12 protein-coding genes are annotated in these 15,556 nt (G+C 57.8%); 8 read left to right on the top strand and 4 right to left on the bottom strand.

Translation table 11 applies throughout. The features are described from left to right. Window positions 1-3 precede the first annotated feature (3 nt). A complete protein-coding gene (locus tag HWX74_RS19395) occupies window positions 4-1,032 on the bottom strand; it encodes a DUF3089 domain-containing protein (protein WP_176015199.1) in 1,029 nt (342 codons plus the stop codon). Window positions 1,033-1,075: 43 nt separating this feature from the next. Between HWX74_RS19395 and HWX74_RS19400 the strand changes: the two genes are divergently transcribed. Together HWX74_RS19400 and HWX74_RS19405 are read left to right on the top strand one after the other, a co-directional pair. Next, on the top strand, window positions 1,076-1,231 hold the full coding sequence (locus tag HWX74_RS19400; protein WP_176015200.1) for a hypothetical protein: 156 nt from the start codon (window positions 1,076-1,078) through the stop codon (window positions 1,229-1,231). 47 nt (window positions 1,232-1,278) lie between these two features. Further along, window positions 1,279-4,509, top strand: coding sequence for a hypothetical protein (locus HWX74_RS19405; RefSeq protein ID WP_176015201.1), 3,231 nt, complete (start codon window positions 1,279-1,281; stop codon window positions 4,507-4,509). 21 nt (window positions 4,510-4,530) lie between these two features. Here the strand turns inward: HWX74_RS19405 and HWX74_RS19410 are convergent, their stop codons facing one another. Then, the gene (locus HWX74_RS19410; RefSeq protein WP_176015202.1) at window positions 4,531-5,397 is read right to left on the bottom strand and encodes a radical SAM protein; all 867 of its coding nucleotides are present in this window, start codon (window positions 5,395-5,397) and stop codon (window positions 4,531-4,533) included. 3 nt (window positions 5,398-5,400) lie between these two features. Beyond that, the gene (locus tag HWX74_RS19415) at window positions 5,401-5,790 is read right to left on the bottom strand and encodes a zinc ribbon domain-containing protein (RefSeq protein ID WP_176015203.1); all 390 of its coding nucleotides are present in this window, start codon (window positions 5,788-5,790) and stop codon (window positions 5,401-5,403) included. Window positions 5,791-5,950: 160 nt separating this feature from the next. Here HWX74_RS19415 and HWX74_RS19420 point away from each other — a divergent pair, with 160 nt between their 5' ends. Together HWX74_RS19420 and eno are read left to right on the top strand one after the other, a co-directional pair. Then, window positions 5,951-7,126, top strand: a complete 1,176-nt coding sequence (locus HWX74_RS19420; protein WP_176015204.1) for an NAD(P)/FAD-dependent oxidoreductase — start codon at window positions 5,951-5,953, stop codon at window positions 7,124-7,126. A gap of 59 nt (window positions 7,127-7,185) precedes the next feature. Further along, window positions 7,186-8,460, top strand: a complete 1,275-nt coding sequence (eno, locus tag HWX74_RS19425) for a phosphopyruvate hydratase (protein WP_176015205.1) — start codon at window positions 7,186-7,188, stop codon at window positions 8,458-8,460. Window positions 8,461-8,546: 86 nt separating this feature from the next. On the opposite strand, the gene HWX74_RS19430 is transcribed toward eno, so the two are convergent. Next, complete coding sequence (locus HWX74_RS19430) at window positions 8,547-9,353, bottom strand: endonuclease/exonuclease/phosphatase family protein (protein ID WP_176015206.1); 807 nt, start codon at window positions 9,351-9,353, stop codon at window positions 8,547-8,549. A 236-nt stretch (window positions 9,354-9,589) separates the two neighbouring features. On the opposite strand from HWX74_RS19430, the gene yajC reads away from it, so the two are divergent. From yajC to glmM, 4 genes are all read left to right on the top strand, one after another. After that, window positions 9,590-10,039, top strand: a complete 450-nt coding sequence (gene yajC / locus HWX74_RS19435) for a preprotein translocase subunit YajC (protein WP_176015207.1) — start codon at window positions 9,590-9,592, stop codon at window positions 10,037-10,039. 29 nt (window positions 10,040-10,068) lie between these two features. Further along, a complete protein-coding gene (gene secD / locus HWX74_RS19440; RefSeq protein ID WP_176015208.1) occupies window positions 10,069-12,654 on the top strand; it encodes a protein translocase subunit SecD in 2,586 nt (861 codons plus the stop codon). A gap of 150 nt (window positions 12,655-12,804) precedes the next feature. Continuing rightward, window positions 12,805-14,178: a hypothetical protein gene (locus HWX74_RS19445; RefSeq protein ID WP_176015209.1), complete on the top strand. Its 1,374-nt coding sequence runs from the start codon at window positions 12,805-12,807 to the stop codon at window positions 14,176-14,178. Continuing rightward, complete coding sequence (gene glmM, locus HWX74_RS19450; RefSeq protein WP_176015210.1) at window positions 14,175-15,539, top strand: phosphoglucosamine mutase; 1,365 nt, start codon at window positions 14,175-14,177, stop codon at window positions 15,537-15,539. Before HWX74_RS19445 ends, glmM begins: the two co-directional genes overlap by 4 nt. Window positions 15,540-15,556: the final 17 nt, after the last annotated feature.

Here is a 15,556-nt window from a genome sequence, read left to right on the forward strand (position 1 = left end):
CGGTCATTGCCGTTCGGCGGCGGTCCGGGAGCGGGCCCGGTAACTTTTGATCCGTTCCGCCGCGTTGGCGGCCAGGTTGCGGTAAAAGAAATAAAGATCGTTCATATGATAAATGCCGTGGCCCATGATTCTGGCGTCGTATTGGTCCGGTTCGGCCAATTCGACGAGCAGGACGCCGCGTTCGGGATCGACGGCGGCACCGCAGAATTCCGGCACGACGGCGGTCACCTTGTTATGACCGTCGAAGAATACCGCGCCCAGGTTTTCTTCGGCGGCTGCCGGAGTGCCGTCCGTCCGCCAGTTGAGCGGGTTGATGCAGACGGCTGCCGGTTTTTCGAATGGCGACGGCGCGGCGTCGGGTGCGACGGTGTTGTAGGAAACAATCACGCCGGTGTCCGTCGCCGCCGCTGCCGCCGTCAAATGCGGAAATGCTTTCAACTCTTCCGGGGTGATTGCCACGCCGATCAGGTAGGCGGCAATCAACTTGTCCTGCAACTCCGGCCGTTGAAATTCCCGCTCCATCAGCATCAGGAGATCCATGGCCCCCTGGCTGTGCCCCAATAAAATGAAGGGACGGCCTTCATTGTAATGAGCCAGGTAGTACAGAAACGCCTGGCGGACATCTTCGGCGCCGACCGCCATGGCGCAGTAATCCGGTTTTTCCAGTTGCAGCGCTTCCATCGCCCGGTAAAATTCCAGTTGGCGGCAGTATGGGGCGTAAACATTGCCCAGCCCGGCGAAGATCCCGGTTTGCTGATCGGTGATGTCTCCGGTCTTCCGGCGTAATTTTTTGTCGTCGAAATGCATCAGTGGCTGCTCCCGATCGGCGACGACGGTCGGATAGACATAGAAAATATCGACCGGCAGCAGCTCCTGGTCCGGCTCCGGAAGCCGGACCCAGTTGGCAGGATCGCTGTAATCGACTGCCGCAATTTCACCGGTTGCTGCCGCCCGTGCCGGCGGAAGGGCCAACTCGCCGGAAAATGAGACGGTGAAGAATAATAGAACGACAAAATAACGGAACAATTTCATAATACTTCCTTTCCGGCAGTTCAACGACTCCGACTCCACCCGAATGAACAACTTTGCGGATAATTTAGCACCGGATCGGCGGATTGAAAACGGCAACCTGGAATCGGCGGCAAAAGATTTTACAATTGTATATGAAAAAGCGACAATCGTACCTTTTTTTTCGAAGGAAAACGCCTACATTGAAAATTGGAAAAAGTGACCGGGAGCCTGGGTGAAAAATAAGTTGTAAATTTCGGAGACAAAGTAATGAAAAAAATACTGTGGTCCGGAGTGACCCTGCTGGTATCTGCCGGAATGGCCGTCGCATCGCTGGCCGCGAATGAGGCGGATGGCCGTTTTGCCGAAACTGTTTTGTCCGACTGGGAAAATGACCGGTTGTCGATTGCCGGCGAGTGGTCGGTGACGCTGCCGGACGATCCGGTCCTTTATCCGGTGCAATTGCCCGGCAGTCTGGATGAGGCTGGAGTCGGTACGCCGCTGGAAAAACCGGAACGCGGCGCACTGTCGCGCTATGTCCGTTATATCGGGCCGGCCGTTTACCGGCGCGAAATCAATATTCCGGAGAACCTGGCCGGCCGTGAACTGGAATTGTTTCTGGAGCGGGTATTGTGGCAGTCGCAGGTGAAGATCGACGGCCGGCTGCTGCCGGAGCCCCGGCAGTCGCTGGCGACGCCGCACATTCACCGATTGGGCAAACTTGCCGCCGGCCGACATACCCTGGAATTGATCATCGACAATTCGATGATCTACCGGCTCGGCAATCATGCCCATGCCTATGGCGAATCGATGCAGACGATCTGGAACGGCGCGGTCGGCACGCTGGAAATCCGTCCGGCCGATCCGATTGCGGAGCTGCGCATCGATGCCGCGTTTCCGGCTGAGGCGCTGGATATCCGGTTTCGAGGGCCGGCCGGCCGCTATCTGGTGCAATTGACGCCGCGCAATTTTGCCGGCGAGGCGTATCAGGCGATTCTGGCTTCGGTAGCGGCCGAAGATGGCCGGCAATTGCTTCATTTGCCGTTTCCGGATACCAAACCGCAGGCGTGGTCGGAATTTGCGCCGTGTTTGTATGACTTGACCGCCGTCCGACTCGACCGGGACGGCGCTCCGGCGGTGATCGCCGAGGAGGTGGGGTTCCGGACCGTGCGGCGGGAAGGAAATCGCTTGTTTCTCAACGACCGGCCGCTGTTTTTGCGCGGCAATCTGGACAATTGCCATTTCCCGCTGACCGGCTACCCGGCGATGGACAAGGCGTCCTGGCTGCGGCTGATGCGGATTTCCAGGGAAAATGGTATCAACAACATTCGTTTTCATTCCTGGTGTCCGCCCCGGGCGGCGTTTGAAGCGGCCGATGAAGTTGGCGTTTACCTCGAACCGGAAGTGAATTTGTGGATCGACGGCTGGATGGGTGATGAGAATGGCCGGCCGTTGACCGGAATCGGCCGGGAAGACCGGGATTTGAATCGTTTTATCCGGCAGGAGCTGCACGATATCATCGCCGTTTACGGCAATTTGCCGTCGCTGACGATGCTGGAATTCGGCAACGAGCTCGGTAGCGCCGATTTCGATGTGCTGGGGCAATGGCTGAATGAAATCAAACAGCAGGACCGCCGCCGGCTTTATTCCGCTTCGACGGCCAGGAGCATCAGCGGCGCCGACGATTATCTGGTGACGCATGACTATCCCGGCGTCGGCGGCACCCGGGGGCGGATGTCGGCCGGGACTGCCTGGAACTATGAGGATATCTACGGGCGCACCCAGCTGCCGACGATCGCCCATGAAATCGGTCAGTGGCCGGTCTACCCGGATTACCGGGAGATCGATCTTTATACCGGAGTATTGCATTCGACGGCGCTGGAGACCAGCCGCCGCCAGGCGGAGGAGGCCGGTGTGTTGCGCTTCAATCGTGAATATGCCTTTGCTTCCGGCATGCAGAGCAAGATGATGTATAAAGATGAAATCGAAGCTTTCCTGCGCACTCCGTCCTGCGCCGGGCTTCAGTTGCTGGGAATGCAGGATTATTCCGGGCAGGGAGAGGCTTTGATCGGCTGGCTGGACAGTTTTTACCGGAACAAAGGGGTTTTGCCGCCGGAGGAAGTGCGGTCGTTTTTGGCGCCGACTGCCGTTTATGCCGAATTTGCCAAATATGTCTGGACGGCGACGGAAACCCCGGAAATCGGCTTGGTGATCCATCATTACGGCGAAAACGATCTGCGGGATGGCCGTATCGCCGTGACGCTGCGTAGTGCTGATGGCAGCACAGTCCGGGAAGAGCTGATGACGATTGGCGGCATTCCGGTCGGCACGGTGAAAAAAGCCGGCGCCGTTCGTCTGCCGTTGAACGACCTGACGAGCGGCCGTTATGAGTTGACTGCAGAGGTGCTGGATGGAGAGCGGCCGGTCAGCGGGCCGAACTGCTGGCCGCTGTGGGTGTTGCCGCAAGAAATCACCGTCGCCTGTCCGGCCAATGTGGTTTTCACCGATAAGAGTGAAGAAGCATTGCGGGCGTTGGCTTCCGGACAAAATGTCGTACTCGACGCCCACGCTTTGGGCGTGCGTCCGGATTACCTGCCGGCGGACTGGGGATCGGTTTACTGGTCGACCAGTTGGTTTTCGGGACAGGCGCGCCGTACGCTGGGCTTGTGGCTGGAAGAGGACAGTCCGGTGTTCATGCATTTTGGCGCTCAGGGCTTCGGCGACTGGATCTGGTTCCGGCTGGCAGAAAACGGCCGGGCCTTCAAGTTGACCGGTTTGCCGGCGGATTATTGTCCGATTGCCATGCCGGTGCCGGATTTTCATTTCAATCAACTGCTTGGCACCATTTTCGCCGTCAAAGTCGGCGAGGGTAAATTGTTGGTCAGCGGCTACGATTTGAGCCGGGAATGGCCGGAAACCCGGCAGTTGAAAGCGAATCTGCTCGCCTGGGCCGGCGCGTCCGGATTTGAACCGGCGGCGGAAGTCTCCGCCGACTGGGTGCGGCAGTTGTTCCGGACGTTGGACACGGCAGCTTTGCCGCGGCCGGAGGAGTTCCGCCAGGCGGCCGTCTATTTGGAGCCGGCCGCCCGGTTGACTGAAATGGGGCGCGATGTGAATTGGGAGGCGAAATTTGACCGGGCCGATTTGGCCGACGATTGCAGTTACGAAGTGAGGAATGTTTCTTTGTGGGCCGACAGCGACGGACAATACTGGGTATTGCAGCCGAATAGTCTGATCACCCTGAAATTCCCGTCCGGCGAAACCGGCCGGCTGCTGGTGCGTTTTCGCGATCCGAACCGCAACAACCGCAGCGGCGAGGGCGTGTTCGAAGGCCGGCCGTTCTCCGTGCCGGTTCATCAGGACAATCCGGCCGGCGTCTATTGGCTGGAATTGCGTGTCGACCGGGAGGACTCGCTGGATGGAGAACTGAATTTCCAGGTGACGCCGCAGAGTGGGCCGAATTTGATGATCGACCGTTTCATCTATCTGCCGAACCGGTAGAACGTCGGCCGTCGGCCGTTTTCAGAGAAACAGCGGCAGCCGGCCGGGACCGTGGCGGTCGAGCCGGCCGCTGGACAACAGTCGGTCGAGCTGGCGCAGCAAGGCCGGTTGGCCGGCCGGGAAACGGCCTTCCAGCGGAACCGGGTTGGAGCTGTGGTTGGCGCGGAAGACCGTTTGATGGAGTTCCAGCCGGGAGACCAGCGTCTGCAGTTCCTCGATGACCTGGTATTCGCTCAGCGCCTGGAAGCGGTCGAACGGTGTCTGGTCCGGCAATTCGACGAAACGCAGCGCCGACAACAGACGGGGCTGCATTCGGTTCAGGATCGCGGCGGTCCGGATGGCATGGCCGGCGGAATATTCCGTCCCGCCCAGTCCCAGCAGAATCATCACCGAACAGCGCAGCCCGGATTGCTGGGCCTGGCGGACCGCTTGCACCATGCCCTCCGCCGATTCCGTTTTACCGACCCGGTCCAGCAGCTGCTGGTCGCCGCTTTCCAGGCCGATATAGAGCGTATGGAGTTTCGATTGCCGCAGTTGCCGCAGTTCCGCCTCGGAATATTTGAGAATGGAACTGGCGTTGGCATAGATGCCGACGCGGGCCAGTTGCGGAAAGAGTTCGTTCAAATTTTGCAGATAACGCTGCAAACGTTCGAACGGCAGGAACATCACGTCGCCGTCCGCCAGAAAAATCCGGCGGGCAGCCGGATAGCGCCGGGCGCCGGAGACGAACTCCTGCCATACTTCTTCCGGCGGGCGCGGCGCGTAACGCACCGTTTTGTACATGCCGCAGAAACGGCAGCAATTGTGCGGACAGCCGTAAGCCACTTGAAAAATCAAACTGTCCGCTTCCGCCGGCGGCCGGAACAACGGTTCACGGTAATGAATCATCGTTCAATTCCAGCCGAACATCCAGACATTCAAATATCGATTGCAAAGCACCCAGATCAGCAATGCCAGCAGCAGCACGCCCAGACAGCCGATGCCGGAACGGGCCCGCTGGGGCTCTCCGGCCGGCCAGCGGGTGCCGCAGTGGTTGCAGACCATTTCGATGTCGCTGCCGCCGAGCAACCCCAGCAGCAGGCCCCACCAGCCGAACAATAACCAGCCCAGGCAGCCGCAGCCGGGACTGTATTCCCTTCGAACCGCTGAAATTTGGGTCGAGCCGCAATTCGGACAGCGAACCGGCGGGGCGGACGGTTCCGGTTCGGTCATGGTACCGCAGTTTGGACAGTAATGCTGTCCGGCTTCCAGTTGGCTGCCGCAGTGATCGCATTGTTTCATAAAAACATCTCCATTTGGTTTTAACATATCACCGCCGGAAGCGACTGCAAGTTTCCGAAGGAAAAAAATGAGCTTGCTCATTTGCATTCCGCCCCGGCGCGATACATCTTATGACAAGATTTTTTGATTTGAAATGATCAATTCAGCAGTGAGGAGACCCATGAATATTGTCATCATCGGCGGCGGCTGTGCCGGCTTTGAAGCGGCGCTGGCCGCACGGCGGCAGAATCCGGATTGTGCCATTCAATTGTTCAGCGAAGAGAGTGTCCGGCCTTATCGCCGGCCGGCCCTGCCGCGTTTGCTGACCGAAACCGTCCCGGATTTGCAGTTTTATCTGAAGGATGAAGCATTTTTTGCCGAACAGAAAATCGAATTGGTCCTGAATCGAAAAGCGGTGGAAATTGATCGCGACGCCCATCTGGTGCGATTCGCCGACGGGTCCAGCGCCGATTATGATAAATTGTTGCTGGCGACCGGCTCCAATCCGTTTCGACCGCCGGTTGAAGGCAGCAGCCTCGAAGGCGTGCTTTGTTGCCGCTCTTTGATCGATGTGAAACGGATTGCGGCGGCGATTGAAGGCGGCGCGAAGCGCATCGTCGTCATCGGCGGCGGCTTGCTGGGATTGGAATTGACCGACAATCTATTGAAGGCCGGGATGACGGTAACGGTGGCCGAAGGCTGTCCGACCATTCTGCCCAAGCAACTGGACAGTGAAGGCGCCGCACTGCTGGCGCAGTCGATCGCGGCGCAACCGGGGCTGTCGGCTCATTACGGCGCCTGTGTGCAGGCGCTGCTCGGCAAAGAACGGGTGACGGAAGTGGCGTTGGCGGATGGCGCGGTGGTGCCGGCCGATCTGGTCATTTTGTCGGTCGGCGTCCGTTCCAATGCCGCGCTGGCGGAGCGCGCCGGATTGCCGGTCGAGCGCGGGCTGGTCGTCGATGAGCATTTGCAGAGTGCCGATCCGGATATTTACGGCGCCGGCGACTGTGCATCGGTTGCCGGATTCTGTCCGGGGTTATGGCCGGTGGCGCGGGATCAGGGACGGGCGGCAGGCATCAATATGGCCGGCGGCGCCGCCGCGTTTCAACCCGGCAATTATCCGGCCCGGCTGGTGGCGTTCGGCACCAAGCTGTTCAGTATCGGTGACAACGGCGCCGGGACCACCGGGGCCATCCAGGTGGCCGATCGGATCTATCGCCGGTTGAGTTTCGATGCGCAGGAACGGCTGTGCGGCGTTATCCTGATCGGCGAAATCGGCGATGCTGCCAGATTGCAGCAGGCGTTGGAGCAAAAAATGACCCGGACGGAGTTGCAAAATAATAATTTGCTGATATAATGGATGAGGTAGAGCAGTAATTGCAGTTTTAATTTCGAAAACAATCTGGAGGAAGCATCATGTCGACAATCAGCACCATCCATGCCCGGGAAATTCTCGATTCGCGGGGCAATCCGACCGTCGAAGTCGAAGTGGTTCTGGAAAGCGGCGCCGTCGGCTCGGCGGCGGTGCCGTCCGGCGCCTCGACCGGCAGCAACGAAGCGCTGGAATTGCGGGACGGCGACAAACAGCGTTATGGCGGCAAGGGCGTATTGAATGCTGTCAAAAACGTCAATGAAATTATCCAGCCGGAATTGGAAGGCATGGATGCGCTGGACCAGCTCGGCATCGATCAGACGATGATCGAACTGGACGGTACTGCGACCAAGAGCAAACTCGGAGCCAACGCCATTCTCGGGGTTTCGCTGGCGACGGCCCACGCGGCGGCCAATTATTTGAACCTGCCGCTGTTCCGCTATCTCGGCGGAGTCAACGGCAAAGTTTTGCCGGTGCCGATGATGAATATCATCAACGGCGGATCGCATTCGGATGCGCCGATCGCTTTTCAGGAATTCATGATCCGGCCGGTGGGTGCCGAGTCATTCAGCTCCGGGCTGCGCATCGGCGCGGAAGTGTTCCATGCGCTGAAAAGTATTTTGAAGGAAAAACGCCTGAGTACTGCCGTCGGCGATGAAGGCGGTTTTGCCCCGAATTTCAGCGGCGGCACCGAGGAAGCGCTCGGTTGCATCCTGAAGGCGGTTGAGTTGGCCGGTTATGCGCCGGGAACGGATGTGAAAATTGCGCTCGATTGCGCCGCTTCGGAATTTTTTGCCAACAACATTTATGATTATACGAAATTCGAAGGGGCTTCCGGCGCCAGACGGGATGCCGCCGGGCAGGTGGATTATCTCGAAAAATTGATCGATTCCTATCCGATCGATTCCATCGAGGATGGCATGGCGGAGAACGATTGGGAAGGCTGGCAGCATCTGACCGAACGGCTCGGCGGCCGCTGTCAGTTGGTCGGCGATGACCTCTTTGTCACCAATGTCAACTATTTGGCCAAGGGAATCGCCATTGGCGCCGCCAATTCCATTTTGATCAAAGTCAATCAGATCGGTACTTTGACCGAGACGCTGGATGCTATCGAGATGGCGCACCGGGCCGGTTATACGGCGATCATCAGCCATCGTTCCGGCGAGACGGAGGACACTTCCATCGCCGACATCGCGGTGGCGACCAATGCCGGCCAGATCAAGACCGGCTCGCTGTCGCGGACCGACCGGATCTGCAAATACAATCAACTGCTGCGGATTGAAGAGATGCTTGGCGCGATGGCGCGCTACGGCTGCTAATCGCGAAGGCAGTGGTTCTCAAACCTGGTCCCGGACGGAATGAAATCCGGCCGGGACCAGGTTTACCGGCCTTGCGCGGCTGATGATTACGGCTGCGGGGTCCGGCGTAACGTTGCCATGACCGGACGATGGTCGGAAGCCATCACTTCGCCGATGACCTGGTGGCGGACGATTTCGAAAGCATTTTTGGGCGTGAAAGCGATATAATCGAGTTGTTGTTCCGGTTGGTCGGCCGGCCAGGATTTACTGCCGCCGTGATCGTTGGTCAAGGTCCAGTTTTTTCGCAGCGCTTCGATGCAGGCGGCATCCGGCTCCTGATTCAGATCGCCGACCAGAATTGCCGGATAATATTTTTTACTCTGCACCAGTTGGTCGATTGCGTCGACGGATTGGAGGCGGAGGTCTTCCAGTTCCGGTTCCCAGACAAAATGGGTGACGATGAAATAGAACGGCTGTTCGGCGGCGACTTTGACGACCAGTGCGGCACGGGGTTCGGCGTTGCCGTCGCCGGGCAGCGGAAGTTTGTCGACGACTTCCAGCGGATATTTGCTGAGAACGGCATTGCCGTATTGGGAGGTGCCCTCGTGAAAGGCAACCGCCTTGATGAAGGCGGGGTGCATATTGAGCAATTGTCCCAGTTCCCGGGGGATGTCGCTGCGCTGGGAACGCGGATTGTTGATATCCACTTCCTCCAGACCGATGACATCCGCCCCGTTGGCGCGAATCACTTCCGCCAGGCGCGGCAGATTGAACTGGTCGTCCATGCCGATGCCGGCGTGGATGTTGTAGGTCATGATTTTGATCTCCTGCGGCGCAGCGGTACCGCAGCCGCCGATCAGGACGCCGGCACTCACCAGGCCCGGCAGCAAACAAAATTTCCCCAAACGCTTCATAATCGGTTCTCCGGTGTATAATAAGGTTCTCTCGTTGGTTTTACAATATGGGATAAACGGCAGTGTGTCAAGATCGGAAGCGAAATTTCGGCGAGAGTTGAGGAAATATGATACTTTTTCGGTCGCGTCATTTGCGAAGCGAGGCTTGAAGGTGTATTTTCCCCGTTGACTTATTGTTTGATTTGAGTTGATTTATGAACTGATAAGTGGAAACATAACATAGGAGACCCAAGAACATGTATCACTACACGGTATCGACTGCAATTTTGGCGGCGGATGGCAATGCGGAAGCGCAAAACGCGGCACCGGTGGCTCCGGCCGGCGGCGAACAGTTGCAGGTGACTATCGAAGGCCAGCAGGTGCCGGAAGAGGCGCCGGCGCAGCCGCAGGCCCAACAGGGCGGAATGCTCGGCATGCTGCCGTTCATCATTTTGATTGCCCTGATGTTCTTTCTGATGATTCGTTCGCAGAAAAAGCAGGCCAAGAAACGGCAGGAAATCCTTTCCCAGATCAAAAAAGGGGACAAAGTGGTCACCAATGCCGGTATTTACGGTGTGGTGCAGGAAGTGAAAGATCAGACTTATATTCTGGAAATTGCCGATAAAGTCCGGGTGGAAATGGTCAAGAACGGGGTGGCCGGCAAAGTCAATTCGGCGGAAGCGGCCGACGCCGGCAAAAACGCCTGAGAACCAAACCAGGCAGGCAACGGGGAATTATGAATAAGAAACCGTATGTATTGCGTCTTATCATCGCATTGGTGGTGGTGGCGATTTTTTCCTTTTCGATTTATCCGCTGACGCAGCGCGATTTTTACGATACGTTTCAGAATCTGTTGAAGGATCCGAACAGCGCCGAGGCGGCCGAATTGATCGCCGAAGCCAAATTGATGCAGGCGGCGGATGCGACGATTTATCCGTCGAATGCGCTGTTGGAGGCCGCCAACGCCAAAGGCATTCAATTGAAAAACCTGGTGAAAGGCAAGGATCTTCAGAACAACCGTGATGTCATCAGTCTGATCCGCAAGGAGAGCAGCAGTTCGATCCGGCTGGGTTTGGACCTCAACGGCGGGGTGGAGTTCATGCTGGAGCTGGTGCCGAATCAGGAGTTCCTGAGCAAATTCGAAGGCGCCGACAGCGAACAGTTGCAGAAGCGGATGCAAAGCGAGTTCAACAAATTCCGCGACCAGGCGATTGAAACTTTGCGCAAACGTCTGGAAGGGCAGAATATTTACGAAGCGGAAATCACCCCGGCCGGGGACAGTTTTATTGCTTTGCGGGTGCCGATCGTTGCCAAGGACGAAATGCTCAAGTTGATGGATATCATCAAGATGAGCGCCCGGCTGCGTTTCCACCTGGTTCATCCGCAGAACGACGAGTTGCGGAGTGCCTATCGGAGCGATCCGGAGCATTTTCAGGTACCGCCGGAATACATTCTCATGGAAAGCATCGAGGCGGATAAGGATGGCAACCCGTACAAGGAGGTGTATTTCCTGAAACGTCGCTGGGAGATGGACGGCCGGAATATTGTCGAAGCCTCCGCCAGCAAGGATATGTACGGCCAGTTGAGTATTTCCCTGGGGTTCGACAGTACCGGGACCAAGCGTTTTAGCGAAGTGACCAGTGAAAACATCGGTCGCCAGTTGGCGATCGTGCTTGACGACAAACTTTATTGCGCTCCGATGATCCGGGTGGCCATCACCGACGGACAGGCCCGGATTACCGGTGATTTTTCCCAGGAAGAGGCGAAAAATATCGCCGACGCCCTGGTCAGCGGCAGCATGCCGTTTCAGATCAATGTCGACGCGGTGTTCATCACCGACCCGACGCTCGGCAAGGACAATGTGGCCAACGGTATCTGGGCGGGGATTCTCGCTCTGGTCTGTACGATGTTGTTTGTCGGCGTCTATTATCTGCGCGCCGGTCTGGTGGCGGTTTTCGCGCTGGCGGTCAATATGATATTGGTACTGGGCATGATGGCCGCTTTCAGCGCGACGCTGACTTTGCCGGGTATTGCCGGTATTATTTTGACGATGGGGATGGCCGTGGATGCCAACGTGCTGATTTTCGAACGCATCCGCGAGGAGCTCAACGCCGGTAAAAATTTGGGAACCGCCATCGATCTCGGTTATCAAAAAGCATTCAGTGCAGTGCTGGATGCCAATTTGACCACTCTGTTCACCGCCCTGATTCTGATGTGGGTTGGGACCGGTCCGGTCAAAGGGTTTGCCATCACTTTGACGATCGGTATTGTTACCAGCATGTTTACGGCGTTGTTTCTGACCAGGCTGGTCTTCGATATCATCGGCCGCTACTTTAGCTTTAAGACGATGAAGATGTGTGCGTTTCTGTCGCATCCGAATTTCAATTTCATCGGCAAACGCAAAATTGCGTTCTGCATTTCCGGTGTTCTGATTGCCGGGACACTGATTCTCGCGGTTGTCAAGAATACGTCGATGTTCGGTGTCGATTTTACCGGCGGCACGCTGATCACCTTCAATTATCAGGAGCGGGTGCCGCAGGATGATATCGTCAAGGCATTGAAGAGTATCGGCTACGATGCCCGGGTGGCTTATAAGGAAAGCGCTTCGGTCGCCGACAACCGCAGTCTGGAAATCATGATCCGGGAGAATGAAAAAATCCAGCAGGATTTGGCGACCAGCAGTCCGAAAGAGAAAATCGCCGAATGTCTCAATCGGACATTTCCGGCGGCGCAATTCGACGGCGGCCAGGAATCCTCAGTCGGCGGTTTGATCGGTGAAGAGTTCAGCAAATCGGCGTTGATCGCCATTGCGATGTCTTTCCTGGTGATCATCATTTACATCTCGTTCCGGTATGAATTCGGTTATGCGATCGCCGGCATTGTCGCGCTGATCCATGACGTCATCGTGGCGACCGGCATCTTTTTGCTGGTCGGCCGTGAAATCACATTGCCGGTGATCGCCGCTTTGCTGACGATTATCGGTTATTCGCTGAATGACACCATCGTCATCTTCGACCGGATCCGGGAAGACCGCAAGCTGGTTACCGGCAAGAGCTTCGCTGAAATCGTCAACCAAAGCATCAACGAGACGCTGAGCCGGACGATCCTGACCTCGCTGACGACGCTGCTGGTTTTGATCGTACTGTTCTTCTTCGGCGGTATTGCGATCAACGATTTCGTCCTGGTGATGCTGCTCGGGGTGATAATCGGTACGTATTCGTCGATTTTCATTTCGAGTTCGCTGGTCATCGGCTGGCACCGGCCGGGGCGGGCGGAAAAAAGCGCCGAGGTCAAAACTGGCGCCAGGGAAATTGCCGGTTGAGGCAAAAGACCATTGTAAATGATTGAAAAAATGCCCGTCGAGCGATTGTTTCGGCGGGCATTTTTATCTGAGGACGGATTGTTTTGTCCCGGAAAAACGATTATATTTAAGCAAATGAATTTGACGATAATTGGAGAAAGTTGAATTTTTATGGAATTGACGATGCGTTCCCTCAAATTCGGGGCGGCCGGTATGCGCGGAATCGTCGGACGTGGCCTGACGCCGGAAGCGGTGACCAATTTTGCCGCTGCTTTCGGTACGTTCTGCGCCGGGGAACCGGTGATGGTGGCGACCGATAGCCGGGTGTCGAGTCCGATGCTGAAAAATGCGGCGATCGCGGCGTTGAGCAGTTGCGGGTGCGAAGTTGTCGATGCCGGAATTATGCCGGCCGGAGTGGTTCATTACCTGATTCCGCGATTGAAGCTGAAAGGCGGCCTGCTGATCGGCGGCGGGCATCAGTCCTCCGGCTGGAATGCGATGATTCCGCTGGGAAGCGACGGCGCTTATTTCAACGCTCTGCGGCAGCGCGAACTGCTGGACATTTACCACAGCAATCGTTTCCGGTCGGCGGCATGGGACCGGTTGGGGAAAGTGAGCGCATTGCCGGTCGGCGCGGTGTCGGAATATTGGGACGCGCTGTCCGGCCGGGTGGATGCCGCGGCAATCCGCCGGGCCGGCCTGACGATTATCGTCGATTACGGCAATGGCGCCGGTGCGGTGCTGCATGAACAGTTGGCGGAGCGCTTTGGCTTGAATGTCATCGCGATCAACGACCGGCCGAACGGCTTTCTGCCGCGCGATCCGGAACCGCGGCCGCGGGCCGGGTCACCGTTGCGTTCGATTATCAAACCGCTGCACGCCGCACTGGGCGGTGTCTTCAACAGCGATATGAGCCGGCTGGAAATCGTCACCGATCAGGGAGAGCCGCTGTCGGAGGAATTGACCTTTCCGCTGGCGGCGGATTATTGGCTGAGCCGGCGGCCGGCCGGAGCCGGGGTCGTTGTCAACAGTTGTTCTTCGCGAACGCTGGAAGAGGTCGTCGCGGCCCGCGGCGGCCGGTTGGAGAAAACCCGGGTCGGGCAGGCGTCGGTGATCGACGCGTTGAAGGAATCCAATGCCCAGTTGGCCGGCGAAGGGGCCGGTTCTTTTGCCTGTTGCGACTGGGTGAAGGGCTTCGACGCACTCTATGCTCTGCTGGTTGTGGTCGAAGCGGCGGCGGTCCGCGGCAAGACGGTTACCGAACTGGTGCAGGCGCTGCCGCGTTACCGCATCGTCAAGCGGACGTTGCCGTGTCTGACGGCGCATGCCTATGCGCTGATCCGGCGGGCGAAGCAGTTGTTTCCGACGGCCGAGTTATCGGAAGTGGATGGATTGCGGTTCGATTGGCCGGATGGCTGGCTGAGTATCCGGCTGGCTTCCACCGATCAGGTGATCCGGCTGATCGCGGAGGCGGACCGGCCGGAGATTGCCCGGGAACGGGAGATGACGGTCCGGACATTCCTCGAACGGGAGATGAATTTATGAGTAATCTGAAGTTTTCCGAGAGCGGCGTTCGCGGTGTCGTCGGCGAAACGCTGACGCCTCAATTGGTTACCGCGTTGGCTGTGGCGTTCGGCAAATATGTCGGCGGCGGAACGGTGGTGGTGGGGCGGGATACCAGAACCAGCGGCCCGATGTTCGAGCAGGCGGTTATCGCCGGTCTGCTGGCTGCCGGCTGCCGGCCGGTGCTGCTGGGGATTGTGCCGACGCCGACCGTGCAGATCATGGTCGGAGAATTGCGGGCGCACGGTGGAATTGCAGTGACGGCCAGCCACAATCCGTCACAGTGGAATGCGCTGAAATTCATCGGTGCCAGAGGCATGTTTCTGGACCGCAACGAGGCGGCGGAACTTTTCGATATCTACAATCAAGGGGTGCCTTATTGCGAGGAAGAGGCCGGTTTGCAGGTCGCCGAGTCGCTGCCGGACGCTTTTGCCATCCATCAGGCGAAAGTGTTCGCCGCCGTCGATGTGGACTTGATTCGCAGTTGCCGCTTTAAAGTGGCGATCGATTGCTGCGATGGCGTCGGGGCGGTGTGTTCGGTGGACTTTTTGAAGGCGTTAAACTGTGAAGTGACGGCGCTGCATACAAGGACCGACGGTATTTTCGGCCGTCCGCCGGAGCCGGTCGATGAGAATCTGGGTGATTTGTGTTCGGCGGTCCGGGAGAACCGCTGCGCGATTGGATTTGCTCATGATCCGGATGGCGACCGGATGGCTTTGGTCGACAATCTCGGCCGGCCGATGGGAACCAATGCGACAATCATGCTGCCGGTGGCGCATGTGTTGTCGAAACATCCCGGGCCGGTGGCCGTCAATCTGCAGACGACCAAAGCGGTGGAGGATATCGCTGCGGCCGTCGGCTGCCGGGTGTTCTACTCGAAGGTGGGCGAAATCAATGTCGTCGAGAAGATGCTGGCCGAAAAGGCCGAGATCGGCGGGGAGGGCAGTTCGGCCGGTTTGATCTGGCGTCGGGTGCACGCCGGCCGCGATGCTTATGTGGCGATGGCGCTGGCGCTGGAAATGCTGGCGAGTCGCCGGGAAAGCGCTGCTGAAATTTTTGACAGTTTGCCGCGTTATCACAACTGCACGGCGAAATTCGAGGCTTCGCCCTATGCGGCCCGTGAAGTGATTCTGATCCTGGCGCGGCGCTATGAGGCGCTGCACCCCTTGACCATCGACGGGGTGCGCATCGATTTTCCGGAAGGCTGGGTGCTGGTACGGCAGTCGAATACCGAGCGGGTTCTCCGTATGAACGCCGAAGCCGGTACCGCTGCCGCTGCCGAAGCGCTGTTGCGGCGGTTGCGGGCGGAAATCGAGACTATTTTACAGGAATTTAACGGTTGAACGACGGGAGGAGTGAC

The sequence above is a fragment of the Victivallis sp. Marseille-Q1083 genome, assembly GCF_903645315.1.
GTDB lineage: Bacteria > Verrucomicrobiota > Lentisphaeria > Victivallales > Victivallaceae > UMGS1518.